Genomic DNA, 20,084 nt, shown 5'->3' with positions numbered 1-20,084 from the left:
TGATTTTTTTACTCAACAAGTTGAATGTCATCGAAATAGTAGGCTTCACCGGTACCGGCATTACCAAAGTCAAAGAAGAGTACCACGCGCTGATATTCATTGGAGAAATCAGCATCGGTGAAGTCAAATTCCAGCTCTTCCCATTGGTTCGCTACTGTATTTTGTACCGGACGCTCAATGAAAATATCGCCGTTGCCCAGGTTCTCAAACTTGAGTAGGACCTGTACATCAGCAGCGGGTGCCCAAACCTTCATACGGACTTTCTTTTGGGTAGAAAAGTCGATCGGGTTGCTCATGTCGAAGAACACACCGCCCCAGGTTTCTGAACCTTCGGCTTTGATAAACTCCACTACATTGGCGCTTTCGTTCGGGGCAGTCATGTCAGGGTTAGCCACCACCGAAGCGCCTGCATTGCCGAATCCTTCGAAGCTGTAGTTGATATTAGCGTTTTCAAAATCCACCGGAAAGACCAGCTCTGCGCTACCGTCCGTCACTTCAATATCGTCGAAGTAATAATCTTCGCCTGCACCAGCGGTACCAAATTTGAAGAAAACCACTACACGGTTGTAATCATTGGCGAAGTCGGCCTCACTGAAATCAAAAACCAGCTCTTCCCACTCGTTGGCTACAGTATTCTGCATTATCACTTCATGGAATAAATCCGGATTAGCGGCATTTTCCACCTTGAGCAGAATGTCTATACCGGCTTCAGGTGCCCAGGTCTTGATCGCAATTTTTTGTGCGGAAGCAAAATCAACAGGCTCGCCCAGCTCCAGGAAAGAACCTGCCCAGACTTCTGAGCCATCCATTTTATTCAACTGGGCCACGCGGCTGCTTGGGTTCGCAGCCGACATATCCGGATTATCTATTACGGTGGAGGTTGCGCCACCAAAATTGGAGAAAACATACTCCTGAGTAGGGTCCTCAAAGTCAATCGGCAACAGTAGTGGATTGGCAATGGTCACCGTATCTGTAGCTTCTGCACTGCCTGTTCCGCCACTGCGGGCCACAACTCTGACCACATACTCGCCAGTGGCGCTATAGGTATGCCGTATCGTTTCGCCTTCCATAAAGGCAACTGGTTCTTCGTCAGGGGTTTCTCCGAAGAAAACTTCAAAAAAGGTTTCCAGCTCAGCGGTAGCCGCTACATCTATGGAAAATGGATCCCCAGGCACAGGCACGATGGTCACCTCCAGGTTCTGAGGCGCCTCAAAGGCTACGGTCAGATCCTGGGTGTAGCTGGTTACTTTGCCATTTACGCCCATCGCATCAATCGCAACAGTGTAAGTACCTTCGGTGTAAGTGTGCTCGGCGCTTTCTCCGGGCTGAAGTTCAACGCTTTCCTCACTGCCATCTCCAAAGAAGACCGTGTATTGGGTAACCCCCTGCCCGTCCGGTAAAATCGTCACATCGCCGGAATTGTCAGAAGCGATGGTGAATAGGGCGGAAATATTTGAAGGTGCCGGTATGCCCTCCAGCTCAGGCACCGTATCTTCCTCCGTACAGCTGAATAAGCCGATGAGGAGGAACAGAAATAGCTGATATTTTAAAATACGCATAGTTGTCAATTTTAGTAGCCTGGGTTTTGCTCCCAGTTTCCATTCGAAAATTGGATTTCTTCAAAGGGGACAGGGAACAGCTCGTGCTTGCCCTCCTGAAAGCCTTCGATCGCTTCGGCAGCCCGGCCCGTACGGACGAGGTCAAAGAAGCGGTGCCCCTCTCCTACCAGTTCCAGGCGGCGCTCTGCCAGGATGAAATCGGTAAGCGCGCCGCCACTGGCGCTGATTTCGTGATCCATATCGCCAAATGCACGGCGGCGTACACGGTTTAGGTATTCGCGTGCCAGCTCATCGTCGATATTACCCCGGTTCAGGGCTTCTGCTGCCATTAACAGCACATCTGCGTAGCGGATCGCCCGGTAATTGTTGGGGTTAGTCAGGTTCTGATCACCGATGTTGGAATCGCCTTTGCGAGGCAGATATTTGCGGTTGAAGAAGCCCGTGTGCTCATACCCTGTTCCGAAAGTCGCTCCGGTCTCTTCCGCCCAGGCATTAATATTAAGAATGGCATTGTCCCGGCGGCTGTCGCCCGGCTCGTAAGCATCATAGGCTTCCTGTACCGGCACATTAAAACTAAAGCCGCTGTCAAACTCAGGGCCCACATAGTTACGAATGCCATTGAAGCCAACGGCTACGTTACCCTCGCTGCACTGCAGACAGCCAAAACCGGCACCTTCTGCGTCAGAGTACTGCACCTCAAAAACGGAGCCCACACCATTCTGGCCCTGTGGCTCGAAAATGACGCTGTAGTCCGGTTCCAGCTCGTACAAGCCAGAATTGATCACCTCCTGAAGCACGGTTGCTGCTTCGGCAAACTTGTCTTGATAGAGGTAGGCCTTACCCAGCAGCGCCTGAGCAGCGCCTTTGGTGGCCCGCCCTGTCTGAGGGGCTACATCTGCCAGGTTTTCCACCGCAAACTGCAAGTCTTCCTCAATGGCAGCATAGACATCTGATACCGGAGAACGTGGGATTCGGGTCTCATCGCCAATCGCAAAACGCTCATCACCATTCAGCGGAATCGGGCCAAACCATTTGACCAGCTCAAAGTGGTAGTAAGCACGCAGGAAATGAGCTTCCGCTAAAACCTGCGCTTTGCCGGGGAAGTCAGTCTTATCCTGGAATTCCAGAATATAGCTGGCCCTGTTGACACCGGCAAACATCCAGTTCCAGACATCCCGGAGATTGCTATTTACCGGGGTGTGGATCATATCGTCGATCTGCTGAAAGCCCACCACGTCGGTAGCGCTTTCTCCACCACAGAGGGTATTGTCAGACGCAATTTCGCCCAGCAGTACATTCACATAAGTGGACTGCAGGATATCGTAGGCCGCAATCAATGCATTATTGTAGTCGTCCCCGGAGTTGAAATAGTTTTCCGAGTCGATAGAGTAAACGGGTGCCCGGTCTATGAATTCCTTTTCACAGGCTGTACTGAGTGTCAGTACCAGCAGGACAATCCCTATTTTTTGAAGGAAAGATTTCATGTTGGTCGATTTTACAGGTTAAGGTTTGCCCCGAACATGAAGATGCGGGGAATGGGGTAAAATCCGTAGTCGATACCGCCGCCAATCGGTGCACCGGATGAGGCTGCGGGGTCAAAGCCGCGGTACTGCGTGAGCGTCAGCAGGTTGTTCGCACTGACGTAAAGGCGCAGCGTAGACAAGTCATTGCGCAGGAAGGAAAGTGGCATGGTGTAGCCCAACTGTACATTCTGCAAGCGCACAAATGAAGCATCTTCCACAAAGAAGTCAGAGAAGACCAGGTTGGAAGTCGCGGCAGTTGTCACACGTGGCACCTCTGTGCTTGTGCCCTCCCCGGTCCAGCGGTCCAGATAGTAGTCCAGGCGGTTCACATCAGACAGCGCCCGCTCGTAATTGCGGACCATATCGTTGCCGATGGAAGAGAACACATACACCCGACAATCCAGCCGCTTGTATTCAAAGCCCAGGTTGAGGCCCATGGTAAAATCGGGGATCGGGTCACCCAGGTTGGTACGGTCATCGGCATCGATCACGCCGTCCCCATTGATATCCACAAAGCGAAGGTCACCCGGCTGTGCCTCTGCACCCAACGCAATCTGGGAAGGATGAGCTTCCACCTCTGCTGCATTTTGGAAGATGCCATCCGTCTGATAACCGAAGAAGTAGCCAATCGGCTGTCCAACTTCCATACGGGATGGGGCCAACTGGCCAACGCCGAAGGCGCCACCTTCGATAAAGCCGGTCCCGTTGTTCACTTCCAGCACTTCGTTGCGGAGGGTGGTAAAATTGTAGTTAAAGTTCACCTTTAGCTCATTGTCGTACCGCTGCTGGTAACCAATGGAAAATTCCAGCCCCTGATTGCGCACCGAACCGGCATTGACGGTTGGAGAGGCAGCACCGGGAGCGGAGGTGCCAGTAATACCGGAAACAGGAATATTGGAAATCAGCAGATTATCCCGGGTGTTGATGAAGTAATCGGCTGTGATATTAATCTTGTAATCAAAGAGGGCCAGATCGATACCGGCGTTGAACTTCTCAGCTTCCTCCCACTGTAGTTCCGGGTTGGGCAAAGCACCAATCGCGGTGCCGTTAACCAGCGCGCCGTCGAAAACGTAAGTTGCCTCGCCACTCAGGGTGCCGATGTAGCCATTATTGACGATCTGATCATTACCCAGAATACCGTAGCTTACGCGAAGTTTAGCCAGGTCAACTTTGCCAACCGGATTGAAAAAGTCTTCGTCAGACAATACCCAGCCTGCGGTAAAGGATGGGAAAATCCCCACCCGGTTCTCCGGGCCAAATTTGGTGGATGCATCCCGGCGGAGCATCGCACTCAGCAGGTATTTTCCATCAAAATCGTACTGTGCACGCCCGAAGTAGGATAAGCGGCGCTCATCGTAGGCGTAAGAGCCCACGTCACGTCCTCCATCCGGGCTTGTGCCCAGGGCCAGTGCGATATCGGCAAAATTCCACGCGTTGTTCGGAACATCGAATCCCGTTGCAAACAGCCCGTTGCCTATTTCCCTGAAGATGGTGGAACCACCGGTCAGGGTCAGGTTGTGGGCACTACCGAAAGACCGCTCGTAAGTAGCGTAAAGATCAATCGAGTAGTTGTTGTCATTGATGGCGTTTTGATTCACACTGCTCCGTGTAACATCAAACACTTTACCTCCATAACTGATGAGCTTATTGAAAGTCCGCCCCTCACTGTTACTGGTATTGAAACCAACCCGGCCGGTAAGTTTCAGGCCTTCCAGCACTGTCCAGTCCAGGGTGGTCTGACCGTTGAGCTTATTCAGGTCATAATCATTGAAGGTATTGGCGATTTGTGCCAGCGGGTTAATAACCTCAATACCCAAACCTGGTGTATTAGGTACAAGGGTAAAATCGCCGGCATCATCGAAAACAGCTTGTGTAGGCGGTGCATTCAAAGCATTAAACAAGACTGCACCGAGACCATTCTCGTTGAGGGCATCGCGGTCTACGTAAGAATAAATGGCATTGGTAGTCAGTTTAAGGTTTTCAGTCAGGTCTATGCCAAGAGAAAGGCGTGCCGTACTCCGCCGGAAACTCGACTTATTCCCACCTACTATGCCCTCTTGCTCCAGATGAGAACCACTAAGGGAGTAGGTCACCCGGTCTGAGCCACCGGAAACGGTAACATCATGGCTCATCATGGGCGCCTGACCAAAAACTTCATCCTGCCAGTTGGTGCCGGCGCCCAGCCCGCTTGCATTGGGATAAGGCAAAGCCTGCCCGCCAGCCGCATAGGATTCGTTGAGCAGCAGAGCGTACTCTGTAGCGTTGAGCAGCGGCAGTGTACGGGATGTTTCCTGCAGACCGTAGTAGGTATTGTAGCTCAGCTGAGGGGGCTTGTTTTTACGGCCGGTCTTGGTAGTCACCAAAATAACGCCGTTCGCACCAATTGTACCGTATACCGCTGCCTGCGCATCTTTGAGTACTGTAATGGACTCAATATCACTTGGGTTCAGGGTATTCAAATCACCCTGATAGCCGTCGATAATGACCAGTGGCGCGTTCTGCCCGTTGGTAGACACCCCCCGGATACGGATATCCAGGCCTGCACCGGGCGAACCGGACTGCTGAGTTACATTCACACCAGGGGTGGTACCTTGCAGGGCTTGCTCAATTTTAATAGGCTTCAGCTCGTCGATGGTTTTGGAATCGACAATAGCAACCGCCCCGGTTACATCTCTTTTCTTTTGGGTACCGTAGCCAATGACTACGACTTCTTCCAGCACCTCGGCATTGGTGCCCATCTCGATGATCATCGGCGTGTCCCCCTCTACTGTTTTGGTGAGAGACTGAAAGCCCGTGTAAGAGAACTGCAAGACCGTACCGACCGGTACATTTTGCAGTTCAAAATCCCCATTGAAATCGGTGATAGTGCCTTTAGCACCACCAGAGTCACCACCACCAAGCATTAAAACGTTCACGCCGATCAAAGGCTCTCCTGATTCGGCATCCTGTACTGTGCCCTTAACGGTGACTTCCTGAGCGTACAGGAATCCACCAAGCAACAGCAGAAAAATGGTTAGGCAATTTTGTTTCATATCACTAGTTTTTTCCTCCCTGTATCAAAGCCAGAGCAGGACTTAATTGATTCTCATCAAAACTAGGACATGTATAGGTGGCGCAAAAAAAAGAGACCACAACAAAAAGCATACAACACCAAATAATTTTTTCCCTAAATGCAGTAAAGGCTCTATAAAGTTGGAATCCTACTGTATCCCCTACATTTGAAGGCGGTTTGACAAAACGAAACCACTCCTGCCAAACTGCCCGGATGCGGCCTATGTATAGGTGGTGTTGTGGTAAATTAAGGCTTTTCCGGGAGCGGTTTCAAATACTAAGAATGTATTCCACCAAGCCTTCATCGTGCTCCAGCGCCATCTTCTTACGCAACCTGTACCGCTTTACTTCCACACTGCGCACGGAGATATTGAGTAGAGGGGCAATCTCCTTGGAAGATAGATTAAGCCGGAGGTAAGCGCATAATTTAAGGTCATTGTGGGTGAGCTTAGGGTGTTTGTCCTGTACTTTCTTAAAGAAATCCTGGTCCGCGTTTTCGAAAGCTTCTTTGAAAAAATTCCAGGTTTCAGCCTCATCAGTGTTTTTATCAATGGTGCGGACTACCCGCCGGATGTTTTCATCCGGGGAGCCTTCCTGTTTCAGAGCGCTCTTGATTTGGTGCAGCAGCTCATTCTTTTTGACCAGGCTCATGGTCGAAATAGCCAATTCCCTGTTTTTACTGTCAATATCTTTTTGCAGTTGTTCATTGCGCACCTGAAACAGCTCCAGTTCCGCTTGTTTTTGCTGAGCCTCCAAACGTAGTTGGCTTTCGGCTTGTAATTCCTCTTTCTGCCTCTGATAGTACCTCGTGTAGGCCCTGTGGGTAAAGTAAATCAGTAGCAGTCCGAGCACCGTGTAAATGATCATCGCCCCTACCGACCAATACCAGGGACGGCTGATCACGAAGTCATAGGTTAGAACATTGCTGCTATGCTGCTGCCCTATACGCGACTGAATTTCAAGTGTATAGTGGCCAAAAGGCAAGTTGCGGAACGATAAGGTGGCGTCATGCGACCATTCACTCCAGGAATCATACAGCCCCAGCAAGCGATACTGGAATTCTGGTATAAAGTAACGGCTGTAGGTTGGCACTGCAAACTCAAAAGAGAGGTTATTGTAGGAAAAAGGCACTGTGGGGCTGCCACTTACCGGCAATGCCTGTTCCATGCGGTCGACCTTATGGCTAAGCACATGGGTAATATACACCTGATGATCCAACACTGGCAAATCTTCAAAATTGAAGACCAGATAGCCATCTGCAGTACCGATAAGGTAATGGTCGGGTTTGAGCCAGGTGATATTTTCATAGCCGGACATGGCATTGATCAGGTCGGCCTGTACCGGCACAGAATGCAATTCCCAATCTTCAGACAAGGTCCCTTTGGTGTAGTAGATGAGCGCATTGTCTGTGAAGAACCACAGGCGCCCTTCCGGATCAACCGACATCTTCCCGGATTCAAAAGCCTCGCCGGCGAGTTCCTCACTAAGAGCTTCGTAGCGTTCGAACCCCGCTTCAAACCCCTTCAGCGCAAAGAGCCCTTCCCGGGAATAGTAAAATACTTTTTCGTCAAAAGTCGCCAGGCCCGCATTCTTGCCTTTTACAGGCTCCGGGTAATCCATTCGGGCAACCACCTGACGGTAGTCTTTATCCAGCATAAGGCCAAAGACCCCTTTGTACTCGTGGCTGATGTAAGCCTCCTGTTCTTTGGGTAGCGCGATAAACCGGCTGGACAGATTAAACCCTTCCACTTTATTTCGAAATGACCACTCTCCCCCTGATTGTTCAAGCAGAGACAGCCCGTAGTAATTGCCCTGCAAAATGAGGTCGGGCCTGCCTGGCACACGGACAAACTGCCAGGTGCCGCTTTGCCCAAACACCTGTTTCGATGTAAGCCCATTGATGATGAAAGTGCCCTGATCGTGCCCGCAAAACAAAGTACCTTCGTATTGGAACAATGACCATACCTGCCCGGTAGTACCCTCCACCAGCGCAAATTCGGTACGCCCTGGCACCTGGGTAAACAACCCCTGATTGGTACCAAAGTAAAGCCGGCCATTGTACTCCACCGCAGTATATACTGTACCTAACACCCCATTTTGGTCAGTGTATTTTCGGAAGGGAGAGCTCAGGTTCACGCAACTGATGCCATTATCGGTGCCGGCCCAAAGGTTGTTGGAGGCATCTTCGTAAAGCGAAAGCACCGTGTTATTGGTCAGGCCGTCAGTCTGAATAATTTGGTAAGCCACCTGTCCGGAGGCGTTCAGGATAAAAATGCCATTAGAAATAGTGCCTAGTGCAAGCTGCCCGTTTTCCAGACGAAGTGCGCTGTACACCCGGGTATTCTGCATACGGAGAGGGTCCTGTAGTTTTTCAGTAGTACCATCCGGACGGACCAGCCACCTGCCATGCCGGTCCGTGACCACACCGATGCCTTCCCGGGTATCCCAGGCATAGATAATCCTGGAAGGCAGGGCAGACTTCAGGAGCGGCAGAGCTTTTCCTCCTTCCAAACGATAAAGCATCGCCCGGGCATCGGAGAAAATCAGATCCTGCCGAACTTCAAAGAGCTTGTCCACGCCGTCAGCTGGCCGGAAGACCTCAATGGCTTCAGTTTCCAGATCATAGATAAAGAGCTGGTCAAGCGACTGAAAAATCAATTGCCCTTCATGGGACAGAATATTCCAGAAATGTTCATCCGCGACCATCTGACCGGCTACGGACTGAGAAAGAGACTGATACTCCAACCCTCCGTGTGCATTAGGTGCCCAAACGCCAAACTCCTGATAACAGCCGGTATAAACTTTACCCTCTATCACCTTCACCGCCCGGATAATCGTTTCGTTGGGCGATGGGAAGAGGGTCCACTGCATGCCGTTGTACTCCAGCAGCCCTTCATTATTAGCGACATAGATGAATTGCCGTTCACTTTGGCTCAGCATCCAGTTTTGGTTGCCGGCATCGTATACATCCGGCTCAAATGCGTCGACAGGAGGCTGTTCCTGCCCCGGTAGCCAGGCATAGTACAATAGCAAAAGGAAGGGCAGCAGTCGTCGCACTTTGGAGAGTTTTAATCCATTTTGTCGCACAAGTTAAGAACTTCAGGCCATCTGCGATTCCGAAAATCGGGATGTTTTTTGTCAGCTAAGTTTTATTACCGGCTGAAATTGCCCAAAACAGGAGCTGGGCAGCCGGCCACCACCCGGACAGTCTACCCGGCAAATTCTGATTTTGGGTATCCCGTACGCACCAAGCCAAGGCTATAGCTTATATTTGCGCATACCCCAACAGCCCAACTACCTCAACCGAAAAATTCAATCTGTGGAGCCATCATCCAACCGGAATTATGCATTAGGTTTTGCCCTGCTTGGGGCCTTGTTTTTCCTGCCCTTTCTGGGCGGAGTACATCTTTTTGACTGGGACGAGGTGAACTTTGCAGAAATCAGCCGGGAGATGCTGATCACCCGTGAATACACGCGGGTTTACGTCAATTTTGAGCCGTTTTTTCAGAAGCCGCCGTTTTTCCTTTGGCTGCAGGCGGCAGCTATGGCTGTTTTCGGGGTTGGGGAATTTGCCGCACGGTTCCCAAATGCGGTTTGTGGGATGATCACGCTACCGCTGTTGTTCCGCATCGGCCAGAAGCTCAAGGGTACCCGCTTTGGCCTGATCTGGGCAGGCGCTTACTTCGGGTCCGTCCTGCCTTTTTTATATTTCAAATCCGGTATTATCGACCCCTGGTTCAATTTGTTCATTTTCCTCGGCGTTTACTACTTCATTCTGGCCTACTGGAAACGCAGCCGCTTTGAAGGGGTGCTCCTGAGCAAGAATGCATGGTGGTATCTTTTCCTTGCGGGGTTCTGGATCGGGATGGGCATGCTCACTAAGGGCCCGGTGGCCTACCTGATAGCAGTACTGACTATGGGGGTCTACTGGGTTTATCAGCGTTTCCGCTTTTATGTGAATGTGCCTCAATTTCTGTTCTTCACCCTTTCCGCTATGCTTGTCAGTCTGATTTGGTTCGGGCTGGAGACCCTGAAGAACGGCCCGGAATTCATGATCGAATTCAATGTGTACCAGTACCGTTTATTTAGTACGCCGGATGCCGGGCACCGTGGTTTCCCGGGTTATCATTTTATAGTTTTGCTGTTAGGCTGCTTTCCGGCGTCCATCTTTGCACTTCGGGCTTTTTTCAAACTCCCTGGTGAAGTGCACGTTTTTCAGGTTGACTTCCGCCGCTGGATGAAGTTTCTATTCTGGACCGTCCTGATACTCTTCACTATCGTGAAGTCCAAGATCGTGCACTATTCCTCTATGTGTTATTTCCCGCTCACCTACCTGGCAGCACTGACCATCGAAGGTATGATTAACGGAGAAATAACGTTTAAGCCATGGCTAAAGGGGTTCTTGTACAGTATCGGGGGGTTGTATATCCTTCTAACCCTAGCCCTTCCATTTGCAGGTATGCAGGCGGAAGTCCTGTCGCCCTTATTTAAGGATCCATTTGCACAGGGCAACTTACAGGCTGAGGTCAATTGGACCGGCTGGGAAGTCATCCCGGGGCTTTTCCTGCTCGGGCTGCTGCTGCTGTTTAGCCGCTTCATAAAAAAGAACCGTCAGCGCGCTTTTGCCCTGCTTTTTGGAGGCATGGGCATTTTTATCATGCTCACGCTAATTTTCTTCATCAAACGTATAGAAGGCTATTCTCAACGTGCTGCCGTGGAGTTTTTCAAGGAAAGGGCTGCCGAAGATGCCCACTATCTCGTCACAGGGTACAAATCATACGTACACTTATTCTACACCCGCCCTCAGCAGGGCGGAGAAGCCTGCTTTATGGATGAGGACTGCCGGGAAGAGCTCCTCAATGGCCCGGTAAGCAAGCCGGTATACATCGCAACTAAAGTACATAAAGCAGAAGCACACCGCAATAACCCTAATTTAGAATTACTGGAAGAAAAAAATGGTTTTGTCTTTTTCCGGCGGCTACCGGATTAACAGATCGCTCCGCTAAGTTTTGATTTTATTTCACTACTTTTGATAAGACAACTACTAAGGCAAACTATGAGTCGCTTCTTAAGACCCAAATACAATAAACTCGGGGATGAAAACCTGATCGAGCTCTTCAAGCAACGGAGAGACGAAGCTGCACTCAATTGCCTGATAAAGCGCTATATGTCAAAGGTCTACTATTTTTCGCTAAGCATTTTGAAAAATCAGATGGATGCCGAGGATGCAGCTATGGAGGTTTGGGCTAACCTGAAGAATCACCTTGTCAGGTATCAAATTGATAATTTCTCTGCCTGGCTCATGAAAGTCACCAAAACAGAAAGCTTGAAAGTACTGAAAAGCCGAATGAAAAACCGGTTTGAGGAACTTTCTGAAAAAAATGACCCCGCGCTTATGGAATTTCCACTTTTCGAAGCTCTTGATGATAGAAATCCGGAATTGGAAAAGCTTTCTAAAGCTGTGGATGAATTGAAAGAAGAACAAAACCGATGTATCGTCGCATTTTACTTTCAGGGCATGTCCTACGAAGAAATAGCCGAAGAAGAAGGCTTTGAACTCAGCAAAGTCAAGAGCCACCTCCAAAACGGGAAACGAAACCTCAGATTGCAGTTAACCAAGTGAACATGAAAAGGGAACAGCCAAAGAGCAAAAAAAACCTGACCAAAGAAGATTTTAAGCGCTTTCACCGTACCGGAAAAGTAGATGTTGACCCTTCCCGTTACGATGCGTTTTCTCAGGCTGCTTTAGGCGGCGTAAGGTACCAAAAAGAGGACCCTGAACTTGTTTTTTCAAGGATGGAGAAGCAGCTTGGGCTGCAGGACTCAGGTGGTGCCCGTAGTGTCTCCCTGCGGCTAGTCATGACCGCTGCTGCCACCATTGCCATTCTCATAAGTGTAGGCTACCTTGCCTTCTTTCAGGGCGCTTCTGTTTCCGGAGCAGAAATGTACAACACCCACTTTATGCCGCTCAGCTATGTGGATGATGATATTAAACGCGGCACCCGAACACAAAGCAACGCCAGCAGCGATATCAAAACCCAGGCAATTCAAGCTTATACGGAAGAAGATTATGCCAAAGCGGAAGGGCTATTCCAGCTTCACCTCAGCCAAACGGACCCTCAGGACCGCACCGCCCGCTTTTTCTATGGGATTACCCTACTCGACCAGGGCAAATTGAAACCTGCCATTTCTATTTTCGAAGACACCCGGAACAACCCGCCAGTAGCTGCGTTCAAACGGCCGGCTACTTTTTACCTGGCATTAGCTCATATCCGGCAGGAACAGCATGAAAAGGCGCTGCCGCTTTTACAGTTTCTTGCCAACCGGGAGGACCGCTACGGCAGAAAGGCTTCTGAAATATTATCCGACTATGGTCTTAAGCCAGGTTCGTAATCTGGCTTACTGCCACCTCCTGTAACACCATATGCCAACAAACAAGCCGACAGCCATCAGCCCTGCAACCAACATCCACAGATAATCCTGAAAGACAAAGGCAGACAGCTGTACAGGAGTCAGGTCTCCGCTGTAAATAAAGCTGCTCCAATAGTAAGGGTGAACAAACAGATCATCGTTTTTCAGGCAGTGAATTTTGGCTTCCCGCAGGGCTTCGGCCTTCCCCAGCCCTTCACTAAGCTTTTCGTAAAACACCTGGACAAGGTCGGGCACCAAATCATCTTTGATGGGCCATAAGGTCATCACTGTATTCGGACAGCCCGCATAAGCAAAAGCGTGCCCGAGGCTTATTGCTCCCTCCCCTGCCTTTATGGTGCCAAAGCCCGTATTGCACCCACTCAGAAAGCCAAGCTGCGCGGGAATATGCTGCCCGTAAATTTCGTAGATATTCAATTTGCCGTCTTCTTTGCCGGTCCCTTTGAGCAACAGGTGCGTGGCATTTGGGAACTGATCGTTGATAGCCGTATGGGTAGCCAGATGCAAAATACCAGACTCAGCGCATTTTTGCTTAAATGATTCCTCGGTGGCATCTATGCCTGTCAAGAAAGTTCCCTGGAAAAGCTGATCCAGCATACTGACTTCTTTTTGCGCTCCGGGCAAAGGCCCAAATTGATCTTCTGCCCTTACACTTCCTTCACTTCCATCAAACAGCGGAGCCATAGCAGTAACGCCATAGCGTATCCCAACCTCCTGCTGAACACCTTTGTACAGCAGTGCCGCACTTCCAGACAACAGCCTTCTTGTTTGATAGGCCTCCAGCAGATACTGATGAGGCTCAGCTCCGGGAGGCTTCATAAGAAATTGATCGAACGGGATATACAACAGGGGACCATCCGGAATTATAACCAGTTTTTCATCATTGATATACGATTGTAAAGGCTCAAAGACCTGCTGATAAACTTTGTAGCTTGCTTCGCTTGCCCAATCTTCGTTATTGCGAAGCGCATCGTACAGAAACCGGATATCCTTTTCCAGGCCGTCTGCCTTTAGTTTAAGAAAGTGGGTGGTTTCAGTATCGGCAATCAGGACATACAATTCCCTATCCGTATAAAAGTACTCTATCATCGTCTCGTCAGGATCCACTACATCACGCCTGACTGTTTCCAGGTCTGGCATAACCAACGCAATGCGGGTTTTGTAGTAACGCGGATATTGGTCCCTGATGATATCAAACAAGCTATCCTGAGCGTGGGTCAGCCGATCGAGCTCTCTCTTCCATGCCTCAACTTGTTCTGGGGATGAACTACTGCTCAGAGTATTGAGATTCAACTGGTAAAAAGCGATATCCTCCCGAAAACTCCTTTCTGCCTCAACCACCCGTTCAGAAATATCATAAAAGCGGGCAGCTTCCATGGCATTCAGATTTTCCATTACCGACAGGGCCTTGTTCTTTTCCATATACAGGAAAGCCCGGTTAATGTGCAGCTTATCTCCCGTCTTTTGGTATAGGCGGTAGTGCATTCCAATGAGCGCATTGTACAGGCTTTTGGAATTGGCCGACATAAGCTCCTTGGATTTCTGGCTCTGATATGACAGCCGGGATGCGGTCACCGCTGAATCAGCCGCTTGCAAGGTCTTCAGCGAGGCCTGCTGCAACTCAAAATCCGCTATTTCGCTGGCTTTTTGCTCCAGCAATACCGCCTGTAACGGGAAGAGCGTGAGTGTATAGGCAATAGCCTCCATAGCGCGCCAGTTTGGAATATCTGTATAGTCCGCAGGCTGATAACCAGGCACGAGCACCCGATAAGCTTCCTGCACCGCCCAAAGCGCATCTTCCGTTCGCCCAAGCGCCTGAAGGATCTTGCCTTTAACCAGCTTGGTCCCTGCCCAGGATTCGGCACTCCAGGAACTAACTTCCTCCGCTTTGCTTACCCAGTTTAGGGCCTCGGCTGCATGACCGGCTTCCAATACATTTCTGGCTTTATAGTTGTAGGCGATCTGCAGGTAAGCCGAATTGCTAAATGAGGGTGCAAGGGCAATGGCTTCGTCAATAACTTCATCCAGTAAAGCTTCACTACGGCGGGCTTTCCCGCTCTCACTGTAAGCCCAGATCAGATTGAGTTGGGTAGAAAAGATATTATCCGTCAGGGTATCACTTAACCGGCGGCGTATAGCCAGTGCATTTTTCAGGTGCAGGATACCGGTCTCCCATTCATCCACTTCTACATAAAGTGCTCCAAGATTATTGAGGGCACGAGCCAGGTTTCGGTCTTCATTGGCAGCTTCAACTGCCTCCTCCTGCGTGAGAATAGCCCTTTCGAAATCTCCCAGCTCAGCATAGATATGGGCTATGTTGTTTTTGGCATAAAAGATATCAGCCCGCCTGCCTAGTTCCAGTGAAATACTCAGGGAGGTATCCAGAAAATTCAGTGCCTGGCTCCAGTTGCCACGCCCGCCATAAGCAACACCCAGGTTGTTATAAGCCGTTGATGCATTATGGCTGCGGTAGCCATTGATGAGCAGAGCAGCATCTTTTGCCTTATGACAAAAGGACAATTTGCGCTCATAGTCCTTCTTATGCCCAAAATAGAGGCTCATATTCATCAAAGCCAGCGGATAGTACGAAAGCGTGTCCCTGACCGCTGCCAGGTGCTCTTCAATTATGCTATAAGCTTTGAAAACGGCTGCATCACGTACCTCATCAGGATAGGGTAGATAGTAGGACATTTCACTAGCCCACGTCTTCACGTAAGCCATATGGTAATAATCGCATACTGACTCATAGCAAGGATAAGCCAGCTCATAGGCCATATAAGCATCGGCATACGCTCCGGCTTCCCGAAGTTCGTCAGCTTCACAAACCAGCACATCAGGTGTGTCTTCCTGGGCTTGACCGGCAGATATGCCAAAACATACTACCAGAGCCCATGGATTTAGTTTCCATAGATTCATAATCCCCCGTTGATTAATCCAGCCTGAAAGTACTTGTTTCGGGAAGAAAAAGAAAAATTCTAATGGAATTTGGAAACATTTTAAACGAAACCTGGTTAGGTCCCCGTAATAGGTTTTAGTTAAAATAGTTGAGTTGCACGCAGGACAGTGATCCTGTGTGCAATTTTTTTTCTCTATGATTGTCGTCTTACTGCTGCTTTCCATTTTCTTGTTGTACGTGACGGCCCCACGGGGCACCCTTTGGCACGAAGCCACACGGCTTCCGGTGCTGTGGTATCAGGCATTGCGGAGCAGGCAGCCAAAAGCAACACTCAAAAGGATAAACTATGGGCCGCACCTAAGGCAGTACTACCTTTACTGCGAACCGAAGCTGCCATCGGCGAACCCTCCCAGATGGATTATTTATTTTCATGGTGGTAGCTGGAGATGGGGCAAACCCGATTATTTCAGGGTACATGCCCACATCCTTGCCGGTTTGGGGTACCATGTGATTCTTCCTTCCTACCGCCCTTGCCCCCAACACAACTACAGTCATATTGCTGCCGACCTGAAGGCGCTGCTCCGCAATTTGGACCAAAAACATGCTGACTGGTCGCCACAGGCTACGATTGCCGGCGGTATGTCTGCCGGAGGTCATTTGTCCGCCTTGATGGCTCTTGATGCAAATTTAATCCGCGAAGCCCTGCCCAATGCCAGATCAATCGCCGGTTTCTTTGCACTTGGCGCCCCGCTCGACCTGGAGCAAATGCCCAAAAGTTTTGCTATCCGTGACCTGGCAGGCTCCCGGGAAGACCCTTTGTTTTCCAAAGCCAACCCCGCCGCGCATCTGCCACTTCAACCCCAACAGCGGGGGCTTATCATCCACGGTGATCAGGACGGTATGGTCCCGGTAGCAGCTGCCAGGGCCTTCGTTCAGAAAGCTAAAGGCAGCTCAAATGACATTGCCTTTCATCAGATTGAGCGAGGCACTCACCTGAGCATAGCAGCATGGCCTTTTCAAAATGAGCAGGTCCGCCAAATCATCACCAACTGGCTTTCCCAAAACCCCACCCCCCCTAAGCCGTAAACCCATCCGGCGAGTTCTAGACCAGCTTTGATGTCGCCCCCCCTGAAATGTAAAAAACAGGATAGAACAGGTACTACCCAGTCCGGTTAAAACATCCCACTCTCCCAGCCGTTTTAATTACGGACACAATATAACATTGAAAATCAATCCTATACATGGCTAACCAAACCAATCCGAAACCCCAACCTTCCAATGGCAAGCCCAAATCCCCTTCTGGCAGATCGCCGTCGTGGCTACTGTACATATTGCTTGCCCTGCTTTTGGGACAAGCCCTTTTTTATTTTAATGGCTCCCAGACAGAGGAAATCTCCTGGAGCCGCTTTAAGCAGGAGATGCTTGGGAACGGAGACGTCTACAAGATTGATGTCATTAATCAAAAAAAGGCGGAGGTCTATATCAAATCTGAAGCCCTTACAACTAGCCGTTACCCGGAAATTGACTCTAGTCAGGCAGGGCCGCATTACACCTTTAATATCGGTTCGCTGGATAACTTTCAGGAAACGCTTGATGCCAATCAGGAAGCAACGGGGAACGCTATTGACCTGGCCTTCCAGGAGCGCACTGACTGGTTAGGCAGTATTCTGTCGTGGATGCTTCCCATACTGATTATCGTAGGGATATGGGTTTTCGTCCTTCGGCGTATGAGGCCCGGTGGGGGCATGGGTAGCGGCGGGGGCAATATATTTGACATCGGCAAGTCCAAAGCCAAGTTGTTTGAAAAAGGCTCCAGTGATGTCACTTTCAAAGATGTGGCCGGATTGGAAGAGGTTAAAGTGGAAGTCAAAGAGGTTGTGGATTTTCTGAAGAACCCGTCCCGTTACACCAAATTGGGTGCGAAAATACCCAAAGGCGTACTGCTCGTTGGCCCTCCTGGCACCGGTAAGACCTTGCTGGCAAGAGCAGTAGCGGGCCAGGCAGAAGTCCCTTTTTACTCCATCTCCGGTTCTGAGTTTGTGGAGATGTTTGTAGGGGTCGGTGCCTCAAGAGTCCGTGACCTTTTCAAAAAAGCCAAGCAGACCTCGCCCAGTATCATTTTTATTGATGAGATCGATGCCATTGGCCGCTCCCGGGGCAAAAGTGCAGCTATGCAGGCCAACGATGAGCGGGAAAACACCCTCAACCAAATTCTGACTGAAATGGACGGCTTTGGTACCAACACCGGTGTCATTGTGATGGCAGCGACTAACCGTGGCGATGTCCTCGACCGCGCACTGTTGCGCCCTGGCCGTTTTGACCGGCAGATTTACCTGGAATTGCCCACACGTACCGAGCGCAAAGCCATTCTTGAAGTGCACACCAAGCCGCTTGCTATGTCCAACGATATCGACCTCGATACTCTGGCCGCCCAAACTCCGGGCTTCTCCGGTGCAGATATCGCCAATGTCTGCAATGAAGCAGCGCTGATTGCCGCCCGCCGGGGCAAGGAACAGGTAGAAATGAAAGACTTCTACGATGCGACCGACCGCGTCATTGCCGGACTGGAAAAGAAAAGCAAAATTATTAGTGAGGGGGAAAAGAAGGTTATCGCCCACCACGAAGCCGGCCATGCTACCGCCAGTTGGTTTTTGAAATACGCCGACAATTTGCTGAAGGTCTCCGTAGTGCCCCGGGGACGGTCCCTGGGGGCGGCATGGTACTTGCCCCAGGAGCATGTCATTTATAACACCGACCAATTCATGGACCGGATCTGCACCGCACTGGGCGGCCGGGCGGCGGAGGAGATCATCTTCGGCAAGGTCTCCTCAGGTGCATTGGATGACCTTGAAAAAGTGACCAAACAGGCTTATACCATGGTAGCTTACTACGGGCTCAACGAAAAACTGGGCAACGTCAGCTACTATGACAGCACGGGGCAGAGCGAGCAGTCCTTACAAAAACCTTACAGTGAGGCTACCGCACAGGTCATTGATGAGGAAGTCCATAAACTCGTGGAGACAGCCTACGAAAGGACCCTCAGTTTGCTCCGCGACCACCGCAGTCAGCTTGAGGAACTGGCCCAATTGCTTCTTACTAAGGAAGTGGCCTTTAAGGATGACCTCGTAGCGATTTTCGGGGAACGGACACAGGAAGTTGAAGCCTAAATGTTTACCTTTGAGCTCTCACTAAAGCAAGGGACTTGGAGAAGCATACGCTTTACGAACTCAATGAATACATTCGAAGGATCATCGCGCTCAACCTGCCCGCACCAGTTTGGGTGAGCTGCGAAATCTATCAGTTGAATGTTTCCCGGGGGCACCGGTACCTTAGTCTCGTACAAAAAGCTGAAGGACAGGACCTCATTATTGCCCAAAGTGACGCAGTGCTATGGCAAAGGCAATACCGGAAACTGGAGCGCAAGCTGGGTACTGGCATGCAGCAACTCCTGAGCGAAGGTGCTGCTGTGTTGTTGCAGGTTAGCATAGACTTCAGCGAGCGCTACGGTCTCAAACTGGTGATAGAAGATATCGATCTTTCCTACACTATTGGACAGTTGGAGCAACAGCGCCGTGCCACATTTGAGCGCCTGAAGCAGGAACAGTTGCTTGCCAGAAACCGCCAAGTGCCTCTTTCGCTTATCCCGCAGAGGCTCGCTGTCATCAGTTCCCCTACGGCTGCTGGTTTGGAAGACCTCATGCGCCAGCTGGAGCAAAATGAGTATGGGTATCAATTCCAGGTCAGGGTTTTCCCTGCTGCCATGCAGGGGCAAAATGCCCCGTTGGAGGTAGCCGCTCAAATTCGCAGCATCCAAAGCCTGACCAGGCCCTACGATGTTATTATTATTGCAAGAGGAGGTGGAGCAAGGCTTGACTTAGCCGCATTTGATGACTACGAGCTGTGCGTGGCCGTTGCAGAATGTCCGATACCGGTACTGACCGGAATTGGACACGAAATTGATGAGGTTTTGCTCGACCTGGTTGCCCATACCGCACTCAAAACCCCTACGGCTGTAGCCGAATGGCTGATAGACCGGGCGGCCCGGTTTGAAAGCCAGCTGGTGGAGGCGGGTTATGCCATTTCAAAACTGGTACAGCAACAGTTTAGCCAGCAAAAACTGCAACTTGAACGATGGGCACAGCAGTTAAAATATCTTTCTGTACAAAAGCTGCAACGGGAGAATCAGCATATTGACCGGCTCAGGCAGCTCATCCCCCCAACGGTCCGGCAGCATCTGAAACTGGAACAGCAACAATTGCAGCAATTTGAGCAGTTGCTTCAGTTGCTAAGCCCCGAGGCCACACTCCGCCGCGGCTATACACTTACTACCCTTGAAGGACAACCGGTAACCGATGCCCGGCACGTCAAAAAAGGAGATATTCTGACCACCCGTTTCAAGGACGGAACCGTAAAAAGCAAAGTGCAATGAACCTAACTTATGAAGAGGCTATCCAGGAGCTCCAGGAAACAGTAACCCAACTTCAGGAAGACGAAGTGAATATTGATGAGCTCTCGGCTAAAGTAAAACGGGCAGCGGAACTGATTGCCTATTGCCGGGAAAAACTGCGGGCTACTGAAGCGGAAATTGGCGGGCTGTTTGAAGGGTGACAGAACAATAATAGCCAT

The 20,084-nt window shown here is 50.3% G+C and carries 12 protein-coding genes; 7 read left to right on the top strand and 5 right to left on the bottom strand.

The annotated features are described in order from the left end of the window. Positions 1-8 precede the first annotated feature (8 nt). From ACO08I_RS00415 to ACO08I_RS00400, 4 genes are all read right to left on the bottom strand, one after another. The gene (locus tag ACO08I_RS00415) at positions 9-1,559 is read right to left on the bottom strand and encodes a hypothetical protein (RefSeq protein ID WP_421948125.1); all 1,551 of its coding nucleotides are present in this window, start codon (positions 1,557-1,559) and stop codon (positions 9-11) included. An 11-nt stretch (positions 1,560-1,570) separates the two neighbouring features. After that, positions 1,571-3,043, bottom strand: a complete 1,473-nt coding sequence (locus ACO08I_RS00410) for a RagB/SusD family nutrient uptake outer membrane protein (protein WP_282773760.1) — start codon at positions 3,041-3,043, stop codon at positions 1,571-1,573. Between the two features lie 11 nt (positions 3,044-3,054). Beyond that, complete coding sequence (locus tag ACO08I_RS00405) at positions 3,055-6,114, bottom strand: SusC/RagA family TonB-linked outer membrane protein (protein WP_421948124.1); 3,060 nt, start codon at positions 6,112-6,114, stop codon at positions 3,055-3,057. 289 nt (positions 6,115-6,403) lie between these two features. Beyond that, the gene (locus ACO08I_RS00400; RefSeq protein ID WP_282773756.1) at positions 6,404-9,190 is read right to left on the bottom strand and encodes a two-component regulator propeller domain-containing protein; all 2,787 of its coding nucleotides are present in this window, start codon (positions 9,188-9,190) and stop codon (positions 6,404-6,406) included. 262 nt (positions 9,191-9,452) lie between these two features. On the opposite strand from ACO08I_RS00400, the gene ACO08I_RS00395 reads away from it, so the two are divergent. The 3 genes from ACO08I_RS00395 to ACO08I_RS00385 all read left to right on the top strand — a co-directional run bounded on the left by ACO08I_RS00395 (position 9,453) and on the right by ACO08I_RS00385 (position 12,526). Next, a complete protein-coding gene (locus tag ACO08I_RS00395; RefSeq protein ID WP_044225707.1) occupies positions 9,453-11,123 on the top strand; it encodes an ArnT family glycosyltransferase in 1,671 nt (556 codons plus the stop codon). Between the two features lie 66 nt (positions 11,124-11,189). Next, a complete protein-coding gene (locus tag ACO08I_RS00390; RefSeq protein ID WP_052516280.1) occupies positions 11,190-11,756 on the top strand; it encodes an RNA polymerase sigma factor in 567 nt (188 codons plus the stop codon). Between the two features lie 2 nt (positions 11,757-11,758). Continuing rightward, entirely contained in the window at positions 11,759-12,526 is a 768-nt protein-coding gene (locus ACO08I_RS00385) for a tetratricopeptide repeat protein (protein WP_282773752.1), read from the top strand. Positions 12,527-12,532: 6 nt separating this feature from the next. On the opposite strand, the gene ACO08I_RS00380 is transcribed toward ACO08I_RS00385, so the two are convergent. Next, the gene (locus tag ACO08I_RS00380; RefSeq protein WP_421948123.1) at positions 12,533-15,478 is read right to left on the bottom strand and encodes a CHAT domain-containing protein; all 2,946 of its coding nucleotides are present in this window, start codon (positions 15,476-15,478) and stop codon (positions 12,533-12,535) included. Positions 15,479-15,653: 175 nt separating this feature from the next. Here ACO08I_RS00380 and ACO08I_RS00375 point away from each other — a divergent pair, with 175 nt between their 5' ends. The 4 genes from ACO08I_RS00375 (at position 15,654) to xseB (ending at position 20,066) form a co-directional block, all read left to right on the top strand. Then, complete coding sequence (locus ACO08I_RS00375; protein WP_421948122.1) at positions 15,654-16,544, top strand: alpha/beta hydrolase; 891 nt, start codon at positions 15,654-15,656, stop codon at positions 16,542-16,544. A 155-nt stretch (positions 16,545-16,699) separates the two neighbouring features. Continuing rightward, on the top strand, positions 16,700-18,625 hold the full coding sequence (ftsH, locus tag ACO08I_RS00370; RefSeq protein ID WP_421948121.1) for an ATP-dependent zinc metalloprotease FtsH: 1,926 nt from the start codon (positions 16,700-16,702) through the stop codon (positions 18,623-18,625). Positions 18,626-18,660: 35 nt separating this feature from the next. Beyond that, positions 18,661-19,887: an exodeoxyribonuclease VII large subunit gene (gene xseA, locus ACO08I_RS00365; protein WP_282773743.1), complete on the top strand. Its 1,227-nt coding sequence runs from the start codon at positions 18,661-18,663 to the stop codon at positions 19,885-19,887. Beyond that, positions 19,884-20,066 carry an exodeoxyribonuclease VII small subunit gene (xseB, locus tag ACO08I_RS00360; RefSeq protein WP_282773741.1) on the top strand — a complete coding sequence of 61 codons (183 nt, stop codon included), beginning with the start codon at positions 19,884-19,886 and terminating at the stop codon, positions 20,064-20,066. The genes xseA and xseB overlap by 4 nt, the downstream gene beginning before the upstream one ends. Positions 20,067-20,084 lie beyond the last annotated feature (18 nt).

It is taken from the genome of Phaeodactylibacter xiamenensis (genome assembly GCF_965229835.1).
GTDB lineage: Bacteria > Bacteroidota > Bacteroidia > Chitinophagales > Saprospiraceae > Phaeodactylibacter > Phaeodactylibacter xiamenensis.
This window is presented reverse-complemented; position numbering and strand designations above follow the sequence as displayed.